16 protein-coding genes are annotated in these 15,636 nt (G+C 66.9%); 7 read left to right on the forward strand and 9 right to left on the reverse strand.

Annotated elements, in window-relative coordinates; genetic code table 11:
• Window positions 1-76: 76 nt before the first annotated feature.
• Window positions 77-1,219, reverse strand: a complete 1,143-nt coding sequence (locus tag QTQ03_RS18155; protein WP_289279559.1) for an IS701 family transposase — start codon at window positions 1,217-1,219, stop codon at window positions 77-79.
• A gap of 612 nt (window positions 1,220-1,831) precedes the next feature.
• Here QTQ03_RS18155 and QTQ03_RS18160 point away from each other — a divergent pair.
• The gene (locus tag QTQ03_RS18160) at window positions 1,832-2,341 is read left to right on the forward strand and encodes a hypothetical protein (RefSeq protein WP_289279093.1); all 510 of its coding nucleotides are present in this window, start codon (window positions 1,832-1,834) and stop codon (window positions 2,339-2,341) included.
• 160 nt (window positions 2,342-2,501) lie between these two features.
• Window positions 2,502-4,007 carry an IS1634 family transposase gene (locus QTQ03_RS18165; RefSeq protein WP_289279094.1) on the forward strand — a complete coding sequence of 502 codons (1,506 nt, stop codon included), beginning with the start codon at window positions 2,502-2,504 and terminating at the stop codon, window positions 4,005-4,007.
• Window positions 4,008-4,736: 729 nt separating this feature from the next.
• On the opposite strand, the gene QTQ03_RS18170 is transcribed toward QTQ03_RS18165, so the two are convergent.
• Window positions 4,737-5,174, reverse strand: a complete 438-nt coding sequence (locus QTQ03_RS18170; RefSeq protein ID WP_289279095.1) for a hypothetical protein — start codon at window positions 5,172-5,174, stop codon at window positions 4,737-4,739.
• A 129-nt stretch (window positions 5,175-5,303) separates the two neighbouring features.
• On the opposite strand from QTQ03_RS18170, the gene QTQ03_RS18175 reads away from it, so the two are divergent.
• Window positions 5,304-6,461 carry an ISAs1 family transposase gene (locus tag QTQ03_RS18175; protein ID WP_289277101.1) on the forward strand — a complete coding sequence of 386 codons (1,158 nt, stop codon included), beginning with the start codon at window positions 5,304-5,306 and terminating at the stop codon, window positions 6,459-6,461.
• Window positions 6,462-6,850: 389 nt separating this feature from the next.
• On the forward strand, window positions 6,851-8,617 hold the full coding sequence (locus QTQ03_RS18180; RefSeq protein WP_289277102.1) for a reverse transcriptase/maturase family protein: 1,767 nt from the start codon (window positions 6,851-6,853) through the stop codon (window positions 8,615-8,617).
• Window positions 8,618-8,759: 142 nt separating this feature from the next.
• Here the strand turns inward: QTQ03_RS18180 and QTQ03_RS18185 are convergent, their stop codons facing one another.
• The 5 genes from QTQ03_RS18185 to QTQ03_RS18205 all read right to left on the reverse strand — a co-directional run bounded on the left by QTQ03_RS18185 (window position 8,760) and on the right by QTQ03_RS18205 (window position 12,195).
• Window positions 8,760-9,353, reverse strand: coding sequence for a hypothetical protein (locus tag QTQ03_RS18185; protein WP_289279096.1), 594 nt, complete (start codon window positions 9,351-9,353; stop codon window positions 8,760-8,762).
• Complete coding sequence (locus tag QTQ03_RS18190; RefSeq protein WP_289279097.1) at window positions 9,353-9,871, reverse strand: transposase domain-containing protein; 519 nt, start codon at window positions 9,869-9,871, stop codon at window positions 9,353-9,355. Before QTQ03_RS18190 ends, QTQ03_RS18185 begins: the two co-directional genes overlap by 1 nt.
• A gap of 132 nt (window positions 9,872-10,003) precedes the next feature.
• Window positions 10,004-10,441, reverse strand: coding sequence for a hypothetical protein (locus QTQ03_RS18195; RefSeq protein ID WP_289279098.1), 438 nt, complete (start codon window positions 10,439-10,441; stop codon window positions 10,004-10,006).
• A gap of 260 nt (window positions 10,442-10,701) precedes the next feature.
• On the reverse strand, window positions 10,702-11,484 hold the full coding sequence (locus QTQ03_RS18200; RefSeq protein ID WP_289279099.1) for a transposase family protein: 783 nt from the start codon (window positions 11,482-11,484) through the stop codon (window positions 10,702-10,704).
• Window positions 11,485-11,931: 447 nt separating this feature from the next.
• Complete coding sequence (locus QTQ03_RS18205) at window positions 11,932-12,195, reverse strand: hypothetical protein (RefSeq protein ID WP_289279100.1); 264 nt, start codon at window positions 12,193-12,195, stop codon at window positions 11,932-11,934.
• A gap of 27 nt (window positions 12,196-12,222) precedes the next feature.
• Between QTQ03_RS18205 and QTQ03_RS18210 the strand changes: the two genes are divergently transcribed.
• A complete protein-coding gene (locus QTQ03_RS18210; RefSeq protein WP_289279101.1) occupies window positions 12,223-12,597 on the forward strand; it encodes a hypothetical protein in 375 nt (124 codons plus the stop codon).
• On the opposite strand, the gene QTQ03_RS18215 is transcribed toward QTQ03_RS18210, so the two are convergent.
• Together QTQ03_RS18215 and QTQ03_RS18220 are read right to left on the reverse strand one after the other, a co-directional pair.
• Window positions 12,529-12,828 carry a hypothetical protein gene (locus tag QTQ03_RS18215; protein ID WP_289279102.1) on the reverse strand — a complete coding sequence of 100 codons (300 nt, stop codon included), beginning with the start codon at window positions 12,826-12,828 and terminating at the stop codon, window positions 12,529-12,531. The genes QTQ03_RS18210 and QTQ03_RS18215 overlap by 69 nt on opposite strands.
• Before the next feature lie 32 nt (window positions 12,829-12,860).
• Complete coding sequence (locus tag QTQ03_RS18220; protein WP_289279103.1) at window positions 12,861-14,066, reverse strand: IS110 family RNA-guided transposase; 1,206 nt, start codon at window positions 14,064-14,066, stop codon at window positions 12,861-12,863.
• 338 nt (window positions 14,067-14,404) lie between these two features.
• Here QTQ03_RS18220 and QTQ03_RS18225 point away from each other — a divergent pair, with 338 nt between their 5' ends.
• Both QTQ03_RS18225 and QTQ03_RS18230 read left to right on the forward strand, forming a co-directional pair.
• Window positions 14,405-15,019 (forward strand): hypothetical protein, encoded by a 615-nt coding sequence (locus QTQ03_RS18225; protein WP_289280887.1) that lies wholly within the window; start codon window positions 14,405-14,407, stop codon window positions 15,017-15,019.
• Window positions 15,020-15,051: 32 nt separating this feature from the next.
• Window positions 15,052-15,546, forward strand: a complete 495-nt coding sequence (locus QTQ03_RS18230; RefSeq protein ID WP_353890636.1) for a thioredoxin domain-containing protein — start codon at window positions 15,052-15,054, stop codon at window positions 15,544-15,546.
• Window positions 15,547-15,636: the final 90 nt, after the last annotated feature.

Here is a 15,636-nt window from a genome sequence, read left to right on the forward strand (position 1 = left end):
CAGCGCAGGATGTGGTCGGCTCGACGGCGGGTGGTCAGGACGAGGTGGGCGAACAGGCGGCGGATTTCGTTGCTGCTCAGCGGGATCTGGCTGCGCTCGTTTGCGGTGGTGCCCCCTTTGCGGCTTCGAGGGCGCGGGTGACGACGAGGAACGCGGCGGCGGCCATCGCGAGGGTGATGTGGGCGTACCAGGCGTCGTAGCGGCGGACCTGGTACTGGTCCAGGCCGACCTCGTTCTTCGCGGTCTGGAACGATTCCTCCACCGACCAACGGCTACCGGCGACCCGCACCAGGTCGCGTAGTCGGGTGCCGCGGGGGCCGAAGCAGACGTAGTAGGCGATGTCGCCGGGATCCGTGATCGAGCGTCGGGCCAGGACCCAGCCGCGGCGGCCGTGGGCAAAGGTGCGGCGGATCGGCAGCCGAGCCCAGTCGTAGCGGCGCGGCCCGTGCGCGCCGTCACCACACGACAGTCGTTGCCACGCGCCCGCACGCACCCTGCCGATCAGCTCGTCGACACCGGTGGTGGTGTGCAGCCCGGAGGGCACCCGATCGTCGCGTCGGGTGGCCATCACGTACGCGATGTCCCGATCCTCCAACCAGCCCCGCAGGCCAGGGTTCTGCCCGTAGGCCTCATCGGCCGTGAACCACGAAAACGGCACCCCCGCGGTGACCGCCCGCTCCAGCATGGCCTGCGCCTGCTGCGGCTTGGTCGCGAACCCGACGGCGTCCGGGATCGCCGAGCGCCGGCACCGGTCCCGATCACCGGTCCACGACTTCGGCAGGTACAACTCCCGATCGATCAACGCCCGACCCCGCGGCGTGGCGTAGCACAGGAACGTGCCGATCTGGCAGTTCTCGGTCTTGCCCGCCGTACCCGAATACTGCCGTTGGACCCCCGCCGACGCACGGCCCTTCTTGACGAACCCCGTCTCGTCAGCGATGAGCACCCCGGCCGCATCGCCGATCTGGTCCACCACGTAATCGCGCACGTCATCGCGGACCGCGTCCCGATCCCACGCCGCGCTGCACAACATGCCCTGCAACCCGTCCGGCGACACATGCCCAGCCTGCTCCGCGAGGGTCCAGCCGTTACGCCGCTCCAACGGTGCCAGTAGCCCCCGCACATACGCCCATGCCCGCCGCCGCGGCTCCACCCGCTCAAACCGATGCGCGAACCGGAAGAACAACTCCTCCAACCCGGCATCCCACGACCCGACCACCCGCGCATCCACCACAACCAACCAACGAATGATCAGCACCCGAAGCTACGACCCGCCGTTGCAGTACTAGGGCTAACCGTCGACCGCAACGGCACCCACACCCTCTGGATCGACACGCCCGACGGGTCACACACCTGGCCACTCGACACGCCCCACTAGACCGCCCACCAACCCGAGGCGACCCGGACACGACGTGACGCCCCGCCCGGCCGTGAGGCCAAGGGCGGGGCGCTTGCTTTGGTGATCCACCCCTTCATTAACCCTTGTCTAAGGAAAGAGTTCCTGTTAGTATTTTCTTGACAGGGGCAAGGGGAGGGGGTGGGACTGGATGAGTAACCGGATGGACCAGATCGTCGCAACGGCGGTACGGCAGGGCTTCAGCGTCCGCCAAACCCGCACCGGACGTGGATCTTCGCCAAGGGGATCACGACCCTGACGTTCGAGCACACGCGCCACACACCCCGAAGGAGTGGATGGACCTGCTGAACGCGCTTCGCGGCGCTGGCCTGCGGCTCCCCGCCCACCGGCGGTGACCGCGTGGGGGCCGCGTAGCGGCGCGGCCCCCACCCCATCCGGATCCGCGACAGGAACAAGGGGATGGAGGAATCCAGTATGACCCAGCAACCCCAGCAGTGGCACTCCGCCGTGACCATCCGCCGCTGGACCCAGCAGCCCACCGACGACCAACTAGCCGAGATCACCCGCACCCTACCCGGCTTCGGCATCATCATCGACAACGGCGCCGACCGGGTGCGCCTGGAGATGACCATCGAGGCGCCCACCACACGACAGGCCGCCGACACCGCCACCCGCGCGGCGCGCACCGCACACAGCCAGGCCATCGGCGGCGCACCGGACATCACCGCCCTACGCGTGATCACCGCCGAGGACCATGAGCGGGAGATCTCCCGCCCGCACCCGATGGACCTGGTCGGCAACGCCGAGATCGCCCGGATCCTCGGCGTGTCCCGGCAACGAGTCGAGCAACTCGCCCGCGAACACGACGCGTTCCCGGACCCGGTCGCCCGCCTCGCCGCCGGCCCCGTCTACACCCGCGGCAGCGTCGACGCCTTCACAAACGGCTGGCAGCGCAAACCGGGCCGCCCACCGAAAACGAGCTGACCCAGATCGACAACAGCTACCACCCGGCCTCACCGCCAGACCTGAGTTGTAGCGTTCTGGCGATCTTGTGATCGCGGGTGCCGCTGACCTCGGCGTTTGCCGGCGGATTGGCGCCGATGTGGTCACTAACGCGGCTTGGCGGCGTGGGTAGTCTCGCGGGGTGGGCGCTTTCGTGCGGCGGGTGAAGACCGCCTCCGGAGCGACCGCGGTCCAGATCGTGCACAAACGAGGCCGGCGGGTGCTGAGCATCGAGCACATCGGCTCGGCCCATACCGACGACGAGTTGGCGCTGCTGCTGCAGGTCGCTGAGGAACGCCTGCATGGTGGGCAGTTGGCCCTGGACCTGGACGGCGTCGGCACCGGTGCGGGCGGGGCGTCGGCGGTGGTCGAGGGCACGTCCTCGCTGATCTTGTGGGATGTCCTGAACAGCCTCTACGACGACCTCGGCCTGGATCGCCTCGGCGACGAGGCGTTTCGGGCGTTGGTTCTGGGCCGGGTGATCGAGCCGACCAGCAAGGCCGACACCGTGCGTGTGTTGACCGAGATCGGGATCGCCTCGCCGCATCGGGTGACGTTCATGCGCTGCCTCAAGCGGGTGGTCGAGCGGGACTACCGGGCCGTGATCGCGCAGGCCTGTCACCGGCACGCCACCCGCGGCGGCGGGCTGGCGGTCGTGCTCTACGACGTAACCACCCTGCACTTCGAGGTCGAACGCGAAGACCAGCTGCGCAAGGTCGGGATGAGCAAGGAACGCCGCGTCGACCCGCAGGTCACCGTCGGGCTGCTCACCACCGCCGACGGGTTCCCGCTGGAGATAGACCTGTTCGCCGGCAACAAAGCCGAGACCAAAACCCTGATCCCGGTGCTGACCCGATTCCGCGACCGCCACCAGGCCGACGACCTGGTCGTGGTGGCCGACGCCGGGATGCTGTCCGCGGCCAACCTGCTGGCCTTGGAAGACAACGGATTCCGGTTCATCGTCGGCTCCAAGACCAGCAAAATCCCCTACGAACTTGAGGCCCACGTCGAGCGGCACGGCAACCACCTGCCCGACGGCGCGACGATCGAGACCACCCGGCGCATGGGCACCGGGACCAAGGCCCGCGACCGGCGGGTGGTCTACCAGTACACGTTCACACGAGCCCAGCACGACAACCGCGCGATCAACGCCATGGTCGAACGCGCCGAAAAGGTCGCCGCCGGCGAACGACCGCTGAAGAAGGACCGCTTCGTCACCTTCACCGACAGCACCACCAGCGTGAACTGGGACCTCGTCGAACGCGCCCGATCCCTGATCGGGATCAAGGGCTACGTCACCAACATCGACCCCACCGTGATGGACGGCGCGGCCGTCGTGGCCGCCTACCACGACCTCTACCAGGTCGAACGTTCCTTCCGGATGACCAAGTCCGACCTGGCCGCACGACCGGTCTTCCACCGCCTCGAAGACAGCATCCAGGCCCACCTGACCGTCGTGTTCGCCGCCCTGGCCATCTCCCGCGAAGCCCAAGCACGCTCCGGGCTGAGCATCAACAAGATCCTCAAGACCCTGCGGCCCCTCCGCTCAGCCACCGTCACCATCAGCACCCAGCAAGTGACCGCCCAGCCACGCATCACCGCCGAGACCCGAACCCTCCTGACCACCCTCGGCTGGAGTGGTCACTAAATCGCTACAACTCAGGCCAGACAGGGTGCTGTCGTTGTTGGTCGGCGCCGGCCGGGACGTCACCGGCGGCACCGCATCGATGATCCTATCGGGGCAGACGCTGGTTGCTTGCCTCAGATCAGACTCCCACAAGGCGCACGCTGCTGCTCGTCCGAACAGCAGCGTGCACTCGTAGTTATCTCTTCTTCGCCTGCCGCATTAACCGGAATATCTGAACAAGCGCATTTATGACAAGGATTGTTGTCAGCAAGGGGAGTAAATCGACCAACCAATCCGCTTTCCTCCACTCGCCCGGCTCCAAAAAGAGCGTCATAAGAAAAGCGAAAGCGACTACCACTGCGGCGACCTGCAGCGTGGTGATCAATAAGAAGCGGGTTGCTTTTTGCATGTCAGCCCCCTTGCTAGCTATATAACGTCCCGCGAGGTCAGCCCGCAGAACTGCCCGTAACCTTCCAACTCCAGGGGTTGGAGCCCGCCGTGGTCCCTAGCTCAACATTGATGCAGGGATAGGTGCAATGCCACGTAGCCTAGTTTGATCATGCTGCGTGGGGTTGAAGTCGGTAGATGTGGACGGTGGCTGAGCCCTGGTGGCGGATGCTGGCTGGCTCGTCGCGTTTCTTGACGCGGTAGCTGTTGTGGCGGGCGCGTTTGACGGCGCGGGGGCAGGTGCGTTCGCGTCGGGTGGGGATCAGGAGAGCGGCGATCTGGGCAAGGTGGGTCGGTAGTCGGTCAGTCCAGTCCTGAGGGGGGAATGTCCGCCGTCCCGGTGGCGGTGCGGCGGATCAGGCGCAGGGCCTTGGTGAAGGAGATCCGATCTGGATCGAGGTCAGCGGCGGCGGACGCTTTCGCGGTCAGTGCGCTGATCGCGTGGTGGACGATCAGGTAGGCCCAGATCTCCTGATGGGCCAGGTCCGGCAGGCGGGACCGCAGCACCCGTCCGGGACCACGGAGGTGGGTTTTGAGCTGGTCGTTGGCGGTTTCTTCCTCCCAGCGTTCGTGGTACGCGGCGGCCAGTTCGTCGGCGCGGGCGTCGGCGGGGTCGATGATTGTGGTGATCAGGGCGATCAGTTCGCCGGTGCCGTTACCGACGCGGTCGGGTACGTCGTACTCGACCACTCTGGCGAGGTGGACGACCGGCAGGCCCAGGGCTGTTGCGTAGTCGATCAAAGGGCGGTTGAACTGGGGTTTCGCAGGGGGTTCGGCGAGGTCCGGGGTCCATGTGGGACGGGTACGGCCCGTTGGTGATCATGGTGTTTGCGAAGACAACCGTGATCGAGAACAGGACCGTACCCGCTGATGTCATCATCACTGACCGAGATCGTGCTGCCGCACCGACCCCCCAGCCTGCCGTCACCGGTTGTGGTCACCGGTAGCGACCGTGACAGTGACCGCCGCAGCTTGTTCGTGGCGTTGGCGGTCATCAACGACCCGCGCGATCCGCGGGGCCGGCGGTATCCGCTGGTCAGTGTCCTGGCGGCGGCGGTGTGCGCGGTACTCGCCGGGGCGTGCACGTTCGCCGCGGTCGCGGACTGGATGCGCTTCCAGGACGAGTCGGTGTGGACCCGGCTCGGGTTCGACGGCCGGGTACCGGCCGCGACGACGGTGTGGCGGCTGCTGATCCGGCTCGACGCCGAGGTGTTGTCGCAGGTCCTCGCGTGTTGGTTGCGGGAGCGGGCCGGGCCGGTCGTGATCGGCGGGCGCCGGGGGCGACTCGTCATCGCCATCGACGGGAAGGTCGCCCGGGGTGCCCGCCTCGCCGACGGGCGGCAGGTGCATCTGCTCTCGGCCTACGACACCAGCACCGGGATCGTGCTCGCCCAGGTTCAGATCACGGCGAAGTCGAACGAAATCCCGGCGTTCACCCCACTACTACGCCTGGTTGCGGCCGTGCTGGGATCCCTGAAGGACGTCCTGGTCGTCGCCGACGCGCTGCACGCCCAGACCGGGCACGCCGATCTGCTCGCCTCCGCCGACGCTCATCTGATGGTCCCGATCAAGGCCAACCAACCCAAGCTGTTCGCCCAGCTCAAGGCCCTGCCCTGGGCGCAGGTCCCGGTCGGGGCACAGACCCGCGAGACCGGTCACGGCCGCAAAGAGACCCGCACCGTCAAGGCACTCACCGTCAAGACCCCCGGCGGGCTGGGCTTTCCCAACGCCGAACAGGCCGTCCGGATCACCCGGACCCGCACGATCAAGGGCAAGACCACTCGCGAAACGGAGTACCTGACTATCTCGCTGCCCGCCGACCAGGCCCAACCCGCCGACCTCGGCACCTGGGCGCGCTCTGAATGGCATATCGAGAACCGCCTGTGCGCCACGCAACGCCTCGTCTGTATTCCCGGCTCAGCCGGGAGAGATTGGAGGGACATCTCTGGGTCTGATGGCTTACCCGGATGCCGAAAGGCGAAGGGGATCAGAGCATGCCAGCAAACCATCGGCCGTGTCCAAGCGTGAGGAGCGGTGCGGTGGGAGACCCGCGTGATATGGCGAAAGCTGAATTGCCTGAAGCCCAATCTCCAGCGAGGCAGATTTCGACTCCGTCGGCACCACGCTCGAAGCCGACGCCGCGCTCTGCACCGGCATGTATCTACGGGGCTGGTGCAACCTCCGGGCGCTGGGCGATGCCCAACGAGGGCATTTAAGGAGATGAGTGGGACGCCTACGTCACGCTGTCACGTACGACGAGGACGAACGTGGGATCGCCTAACGGGCGCGAGCCCTATGGCGACGGAGGCCCCGTAGTAGTCGCCGGAGTCACGACCGGCCAGGGAGGACGGGAAAGCCGTCCGCACGGGCGAAGGGGGCCAGGTGATCGGACACCACAGAACTGGGAGGTATGCGTAATGCAGAGCGCCGAAACGGTGCTGGGTGTCCTGCGTGAGCGCGGCAGGCGTGGCCTGCCGCTGGAAGAACTGTATCGACAGATGTTCAACCCGCAGTTGTATCTGCTGGCCTACGGACGCATCTACGCCAACAAGGGTGCGATGACGCCCGGGGTCACCCAGGAGACCGTGGACGGCATGTCGCTGGGCAAGATCGGCCGCATCATCGAGGCGATGCGCCACGAGCGTTACCGGTTCCGTCCGGTGCGCAGGGTCATGATCTCGAAGAAGGGCGGCAAGCTCAGGCCCCTCGGCCTGCCTACCTGGTCAGACAAGCTGGTCGGCGAAGTGGTGCGCCTGCTGTTGGAGGCCTACTACGAGCCCCAGTTCTCCGACCGGTCCCACGGATTTCGTCCCGGCCGGGGCTGCCATACCGCGTTGCGGGAGGTGGCCAACACCTGGACCGGAACGGCCTGGTTCATCGAGGGAGACATCGCCGACTGTTTCGGGAGTCTCGATCACGAGATCTTGATCTCGATCCTGGCGGAGAAGATCCACGACAACCGGTTCCTGCGGCTGGTGCGCAACATGCTCACCGCCGGATACCTGGAGGACTGGAGATGGGGCGCCACGCTGTCCGGCGCGCCGCAGGGTGGGGTCGCCAGCCCGATCCTGTCCAACCTCTACCTGCACAAGCTGGACGTCTTCGTCGAGAAGGTTCTGATTCCCGAGTACACCCGAGGGGGACGCCGGGCACGTAACCCGGCCTACCTTGAGGTGGCCAACCTGCTGGCGACGGCCCGTCGACGCGGCGACCGAGCCGAGGCCCGGACGCTGCTCAAACGGATGCGCACCCTGCCCAGTTCCGATCCTGACGATCCGGAGTACCGGAGGCTGCGCTACTGCCGCTACGCAGATGATCACCTACTCGGGTTCACCGGACCGAAGGCCGAAGCTGAGGAGATCAAGCAGCGACTCGCGGCGTTCCTGCGAGACGAACTCAAGCTGGAACTGTCGCACGAGAAGACGCTGATCACCCACGCCCGCTCCAGCGCGGCGCGGTTCCTCGGCTACGACATCACCATCCAGCACGACAGCCGCAGGATCGTCCGTGGCCGCCGTTCGGCGAACGCGGCGATCGGGCTGCGCGTGCCCAAGGACGTGATCAAGGCCAAGTGCTCCCGTTACCTCGCAAGCGGCAAACCCGCCCACCGGGGTGCCCTGATCCACAACGATGATCACCCAATCATCGCCACGTTCGGGGCCGAGTATCGGGGCATCGTCCAGTACTACCTGCTGGCCGGTGACGTTCACCGGCTGCACCGCCTCGAATGGGTCATGAAGACCTCCATGCTCAAGACCCTCGCAGGCAAGCACCACTCGACGGTGTCGAAGATGGCGGCCCGACACAAAGCCAAGATCGAAACACCGCACGGGTTGCGCACCTGCTTCGAGGCACGCATCGAACGCGACGGCAGGCAACCACTGGTAGCACGGTTCGGGGGCATTCCACTCAAGCGACAGAAAACGGCGGTCATCTCCGACCGTCGGCCGCTCCAGGTGAGTTACCCGCACAAGGAGCTGATCAGCAGGCTCCTGGCGAACACGTGCGAGATCTGCAAGCAGACGGACAACATTCAGGTTCACCACGTCCGAAAACTCGCTGACCTCGCCAGAACCGGAGACGCACAGCCCGACTGGATGCAGCTCATGGCACGACGACGCCGCAAGTCCCTCGTGGTCTGCGGCTCATGCTACGACCGCATCCAGGGCTGGCAGTCGGCCTGAACGCTCACGCAGCAGTCACTGGAGAGCCGGATGATCAGGAAACTATCATGTCCGGTTCGGAGGGAGGCCGCATGGAAAAGGACCTGCCCAACAGGCACCTCGCCATGCGGCCGACCCTACACATCACGTCCGAGACGTCACGCTACGTGAAGACGCCCACCAGGCCAGGACCCACAACGGTCCTGCCGTGTTCGCCACCCTCCGTAACACCGCAATCGGATACCACCACACCGACGGCGCCACCAACATCGCCGAAGCAACTCGCCGGGCCAGTCACCGCCCACACGAGCTCATCGACGCCGTGACTACCGGAAAACCGACCGTGACCAGCAGCAACACGACAATGCAATAGCCCTGCCGGCAGGCCCTGGTCGTCGAACGCGTCGGGAACAGTGTTGATGTCGGTCAGATCAGCCTCGCCGCGGGCGGCTGCGAGGAGCCGTTCCCGTCGACCGCCATGGACAGTCGGCTTGATCAGGACGGTGAGATAGGTGCCGTCGGACAGGACCTTGACCACGGGCAGGTCGAGCTGGTTCGGGGTCCGCCACAGCAACGCCGCGCCGGTGGCCTGGGCGGCATCCCACGCCTGCCAGGAGTAGAACCCCCGGTCAGCGGTGAGCAGTTCGTCGGACCGCAGCCGCGGGTACAGGCGCTGCGCGAGGGTCTTCTCTCCCACGGCGTAGCCGCCGATCTCGGCGGCGACGAAGGCGTGGGTGCCGCACTCTGCGAGGGCCACTACCCGGGCCTTCGGGAACGCCGAACGGTTTCCCCCGACCCGGCGTACCCCAACTCGGCCGCGTTCTCGTCGCTGTCGGGCAGGTCGACCTCGAACCCGTCGATCGCCAGCAGCCGCCACCGGCGCAGGAAAGACCCCCGCGCGGTGCCCAGCGCGGCCACCTGCACGTGCGGGCCCGCCTCACCCGCGACCGGCCCGCACGTGCGCTCGAACACCTCGGCGAACACCTGGCGACCCAACCGTTTCCGCGCCTGAGTGATGGCGCTGGACGTCGGCACGCTCCACCCCGCACTCCAGCACCCGAACCGGTCCAACGACCCGGTGACCCTGCTCGCGACCTCGGTGTAGTCATCGTCGGGGAACAACGCCAGCCCCAACGTCAGATACGCGGTCACATGCGCCGGCAGTCTCCCGTCCGACCGCTTCTCCCGCACCCCGCACACCTCAACCGCCGCGTCGACCTCCTCCCGCGACACCTGCGAGATCAACACCCCGAGCGTGACCTGATCCGACCGCACCGCCGGACGATCCACCACATCCACCGACATGACCCGAGATCAAAACAGCCCGCCGAACCACGGCCACCCCGCCACGCCGCACCACCCGCGAGTCCACACAAAACCGCAGGCCACACCCAAGATCAACCTAGCCTACGTGGCATTGGGGATAGGTGGTGGTGTAACACCCGACATCCCCCCCAACGCAGTACTGTACGTTCGCTTTTTGTCGTGCCATCCGCTCCACTTGGTGCTCCGCACGCCATGGCTGTCGACCTGCCAGCCGTTGAAGTTGATCCCCCAAGTCTCGTAGTTGATGTAACCGACCGCTCGATCGACGTTCACCAGTTTTTTGGTGCCCGTGTCATAGCACCAGTCGGTCTCGACATTGAAGCGGTAAATCCGAGATCCGAAGATGTCCTTCTTCTCTACATAGCTCCACTGATTCCAGCAACTAATCGCTAGCGCGCCAGCGGCGGACTCGCTGACCGAATCCTTCATCTTCGCCTCGGATGAGATCGGTCGCGCCGGCATCGTCGTAAGGGTGCCTGGATCCCGCGGGTCCGGTACGTTGCGGCCGACCTCGGGCACCTTCTGGAGTAGGCGATGTCCGATTCATCCCACGTGCCGTTAGAAATCCGTTCGAGCGCCCCTCGGATTTCCGAGATGCTCGGATCTCCCGAGGCACCCGCGGCTGAGGCAGGTGTTCCCACTGCAGCGATTCCGGCGCCAACCATGAGCGTGACTGCAGTGACTCGTCCGAGCCGTTGGAGTAGAGTGGTACCGATTCTCATGCTGCCTCCAGGCGATTGAGGGTCCGACGGCCCGCAGGCCCCAATCCTGAGCCATTTTCATCCTGCGTAGCGGTCGGCTTCGACGTGGTGCAGGACGAGGATGGCCTGCACGATCGCGGTCGCTCGGCGTGGGCAGCAGCGCAGCTTGGTCAGGATCTTCCAGGTTTTGAGGGTGGCGATGGCTCGTTCGCCGCGGGCGCGGATCTTCGCGTGGGCCCGGTTGACGGCCTTCTGCCGGCGTGACAGCTTCGGCCGGAAGCGGCGCCGCTTGAACGGGGTGCGCACGCTGCCGTGGGCGCCTTGATAGCCCTTGTCGGCGAAGGTCATCACGTCGGCGCTGGTCAGGGCGTCGATGATGCCGTGGCCGCGGGCGGCGGTCAGGTCGTGCGTCGAGCCGGGCAGCGCGCCCGAGGCCCACACGAGACGCCCGGCCGCGTCGGCGATGACCTGCACGTTCACTCCGTGACGCTTGTGCTTCCCGGAGTAGTACGGCTTCTGGTTGGCGACCCGGTCGATCGGGATCAGGGTGCCGTCGAGGATTGCGTAGGCGAGCAGCCGGATCCTGGTCATGGCCGTGGCCAGGTCGTCGGCGGTCGCGGCGAGCAGGTCGATGGCCTCGCGGACATAACGCCAGGCCGTCGTGACGCCGATCTCGAATCCGGCGGCCAGGCGGGTCAGGGTGTCGCCGTTGCGCAGGTGGGCCAGGGCGAGCAGGGCTTGCCGGCCGGGGTCGAGGCGTCGCCACCGGGACCGTCGCTGCTGGCGGCGGGCTCGGATGAGGGCGGCGAGGTGGTTCAGGCTGCGGGTGGACAACGGAATCGCGGCAGGGTAAGACAGCACAGCGAGGCTCCCGGTTGGGGCATCTGATCTTGGTCGATTGCTGTCTTACCGGGAGCCTCGTCCTACATGGACACCGGCCTCCCCGCACCGCCCATGACCTGCACCGTCACGATGAAAATGGCTCCCTGTGGGCCGTCCCCATGCGAGCGAACCTGCCAACGTCGGCCGTTCCCACGCAGCCCGCAAGAAGCCCGGTGCTTTCGTCATCTACCTGCCTGCAATTTGCAGCACCCGCAAACCTTGATCATTCCGGACAATACGCACCGGGTCGCACACGTAAAGTGATCATAACGAATCGGTAACGTTGATCGTTCGCTTCGATGCCGACCGAAGCATCTACTCGACTCCAGACGTCCTCACGGTTGCGCCGAACTACCTAAAGTCGATGTTGGACATCTCACCCGCGATCCCTACCGAGGGTATAAGCCGGCAGCTCGGACGGCGATGTCACTGCTGCTGGACGGCCGAGACCGGATACGTGGGCGCGCTCGGCTTGCCCAGCAGGACACCCAGCCGCGGCCACCGCACCTCCAGGACACGGACTGCGGCGTAGTAGCCGGCGATGGTCAACGCCACCACCCCGGTGGTGAGGGCGGTGGACGAGTCTCCGTCGAGGATGATTCCGGCTTCGGAGGCCAACCGCGCCAGGGCGGCGCCGACAGCGGCGGGGACGGCGGTGCGGATCAGGGAGATCAGGTAGTCGTGGGTCAAGGGGTGCCTCCTGGTTAGGGTCGTGGGATGGTGCATGTGCCGTCGTTGCCGCAGTCGCAGCGGCTGGTGCTGGCTGTGTTGTCGGGGACGGCTGCCCGGTACGGCATCGGGGACCGGCGGGACGTCCCGCGTGAGGTGGCGGTCGCGGCGGTCCACTCGGTCACCACTGACCCGGTGCTGTTGGGGATCCAGGCCGGGGTGGCGTTGGTCGACCCGCACGGGATCAACGGGCAGATCGTGGAACTGCTCCGGGCGGCGGGCGCGGACATGACCGTCGCGCAGCAGCATGCGGTCGAGGTCAGCGAACGGCTGGGGTGGACCGGCATCGTCGGTTCATCCGACGGTGGCGTAGCCGATGATGGCCACGATCAGGGCGGCGACGGACACCAGCGCGGCTACTGAGGGCAGCGGCCACCGTGTGTTCTCCAGGGCGCGTAGCCGGTTTTCGTGGTCTTCGCCTTGTCGGGTGAGGTCTTTCAGATCGCTGGCGAGGATCTGGACGTTGGTGTTCAACGCGGCCAACTGGTCGTAGATCTCTTTCAGGCCGATCTCCACGACCGGAGGCACAGCGCGGCCCCCGCGCCGGGTACGGTCCGAGGTAGGCGCGGCGGCTTCGTCCTTGAGCTGATCCACCCGTCGGACGGGGGGTGTCCCTATGGGTTTTGTCAAGCCGCGAGGTGGGGTTCGTCCGCCGGTTTCGGCTGGTATGGGGTCTTGGTGCGCAGCATGGCGTGTAGGACGTCGACGCGGCGTCGGGCGAGGCAGATGAGGGCGGCGTTGTGTTTCTTGCCCTCGGCGCGTTTCCGGTCGTAGTAGGTGCGGCTGGTCGGGTCGGTCAGGGCGGCGAACGCGGACAGGAAGAACGCGCGTTTGAGCTGCTTGTTGCCGCCCTTGGGTGGGTGCTCGCCGCGGATGCTGGTGCCGGAGCGGCGGGTGACTGGGGCCAGGCCGGCGTAGGCGGCGAGGTGGCCGGAGGTGGGGAAGGTGGTGCCGTCGCCGACTTCGAGCAGGATGCGGGCTGCGGTCCTGACGCCGATGCCGGGCATCGAGGTCAGGACCCCGGCAAGAGGGTGCGCATCAAGCATCCCCTCAACCTGTTCGGCGACTTGGTCACGCTGGTGCAGCAGGTCACGCAGGTTGTCAGCCAGTCGCGGCAGGACGGTCTCGGCCGCCGCGGTGCCAGGCACGACGACGGTCTGCGCGTCGAGCGCGGTGAGGATCTGCGCGACCAGGCGTACGCCTATGCGTGGCGCACGCTTCTTGACCATCTCGACCAGTTTCGTCCGGCCGGCCTTGCGCAGCCCGGCTGGTCCACCGCACTGCGACAGCAGCTCCAGCACGGCTGGATGCTGCAGTTTCGGGCCCAGGACCCGCTCCAGCGGCGGGTGGATCTGGGTGAGCAGACCACGAATCCGGTTGGAGATCCGGGTGACCTCGCCGGCGAGGTCGTCGTCGTAGCCGACCAGGACTTCCAGCTCAGCGAGGGCGTCGTCGCCGGCGTCGACGCGGCGCAGCGTGTGCGGCAGGGTGCGGGCGGCGTCGGCGATCACGTAGGCGTCGCGGGCGTCGGTCTTCGCGGTGCCGGGGTGCAGGTCGGCCAGTCGGCGCATGACCAGGCCGGGCAGGTAGGCCACCTGATGCCCACACACGCGGGCCACCGCCACGGGCAGCGCGCCGATCGATGCGGGCTGGTCGACCACCATCAGGACCCGGCCGTGCCGGGCGAGCTTGTCGAACAGTTTCCGCAGGCCGGCCTCGGTATTGGGCAGCGTAGCGTCGTGCAGCCGCTTCCCTTCCGGGGTTAGCGCGACCGCATGGTGTCCTTCCTTGCCGACATCCAGTCCGATAAAGACGCCGTACTCGTCGTACAACGCTGTGCCTCCCCAACTGCTACCGTGGCTCGGCCGCTGGTCAGCGTCGGACTGCCGGCATCCACGTTACGAAGAGACCTACCCCGCACGCGGGGCGGCCGGGTCCCTATCAGCGGTCCGCCGACGCCACCCGGCCCGGCGACAACACCCCCCGGATCATGCGTACGACAGGGGCGGTTAGTCATACCGAGCCGGGCGACCGAGCAGTCCCCGGCTGGGGACGATCAAAAAGGTAACGGGGGGGGAACGCCGACAGCCCGCGCACCGGATCGGCTCCGGCCCGTCACCCAGTCGTACACATGTTCTATCCACAGGTTGTGGACGCCGGAGAGGTTCGGATGGGGTACCAGATCAACGCCGTTGTCGCAGACACCGATCTGCTCGACGAGGAGACCGGCGAGCTGGATCACGCCGTTCTCGGCGAGCTCCGTCAGGACTTCGCGCTCCTACCCGTCACCCCGCAGCTGGTGCAGGAGCTGACCGGGGCGCTGCCGGACTTCTCGGTCGCGGAGCGCGGCGCGGCGCACCCGTTCCACCTGGCGCTCGTCCCACCGCTGGCCGACGCGTTCCGCCGGTGGTCGCACCGAGGACCGGTGGCCTACCTGGAGGCGGAGTTCGCCGGCGGGATCGGACGTCAGTCGGCGGTGGTGTGGCTGGGCGGAGCCGTGTCGTGGGGGCCGCGTTTCGACGACACGTTCGACGGTCCCCGGACCGGGTGGCCGATCAACGCCGCCCTCGTCGAGCTGGGCGTCGAGCTCGGCGCCTGGATCGATCCCTTCGCCGAGTTGGGGCTGCACGTGGAGCGGGACACCGCGGGTTGGCTGACGCACGGGCGGCGCGGGCTGAGCGTCGACTACTGGGACGAGCTGGCCGAGGAGTGGGAGGGGCGGCAATCCGCAGCCGGCCAGCAACCAGATCGCCCCCGTTCCGTTGTGGACTGGGGGATTCCATGAAATTGCGACAATTCGGCTTCATTGCCGCTCTGCTGACGGCTGCCTCGATCGCCGGCAGCGGCTCCGTTCCATCGGATCAGGTGGCCGTCCACGAACCGGCCGGCAAGGTCACGGTGATCGACCTCGACGGGCTGCCCGAGGTCGACTTCGGTGACTCCGAGGACGATCTCACCCGCCGGGGGATCCTGCGGAGCGACGTCAACGCGTGTGGACCGACGCTGGCCGGACACGAGACGATCAGCCCGATCTTCGTCGACGACCGACTGGTGCTGCTCTGGGTCGGCGACCCGGTCCGCACGCCCGAGGGGGTGGCTGCCGGCACTCCGCTGACCGAAGTGCGGAGGCGCTACCCGGCAGCCCGGTACCTCGACGCTCCACAAGAGACAATTCGGTTCGACGGCCTGCTCGCCCGCGACGGCGACCGAGCGTACCTCTTCCTGCACGACGGGCGAACCGTCCGCAAGGTCATCGCCGGGTACGCCGACTGGGCCCAGCGGGCCTTCGACGAGGGGCACAGCCCCTGCTGACGGCGAAATCGACAGCCTCAACCGTTACCACTCGTCAAAGGACAGGTGAACTCTTCGTACAGACGTGCGACAACGACCACGGAAGGTGAC

It is taken from the genome of Micromonospora sp. WMMA1363, from assembly GCF_030345795.1.
Lineage (GTDB): Bacteria > Actinomycetota > Actinomycetes > Mycobacteriales > Micromonosporaceae > Micromonospora.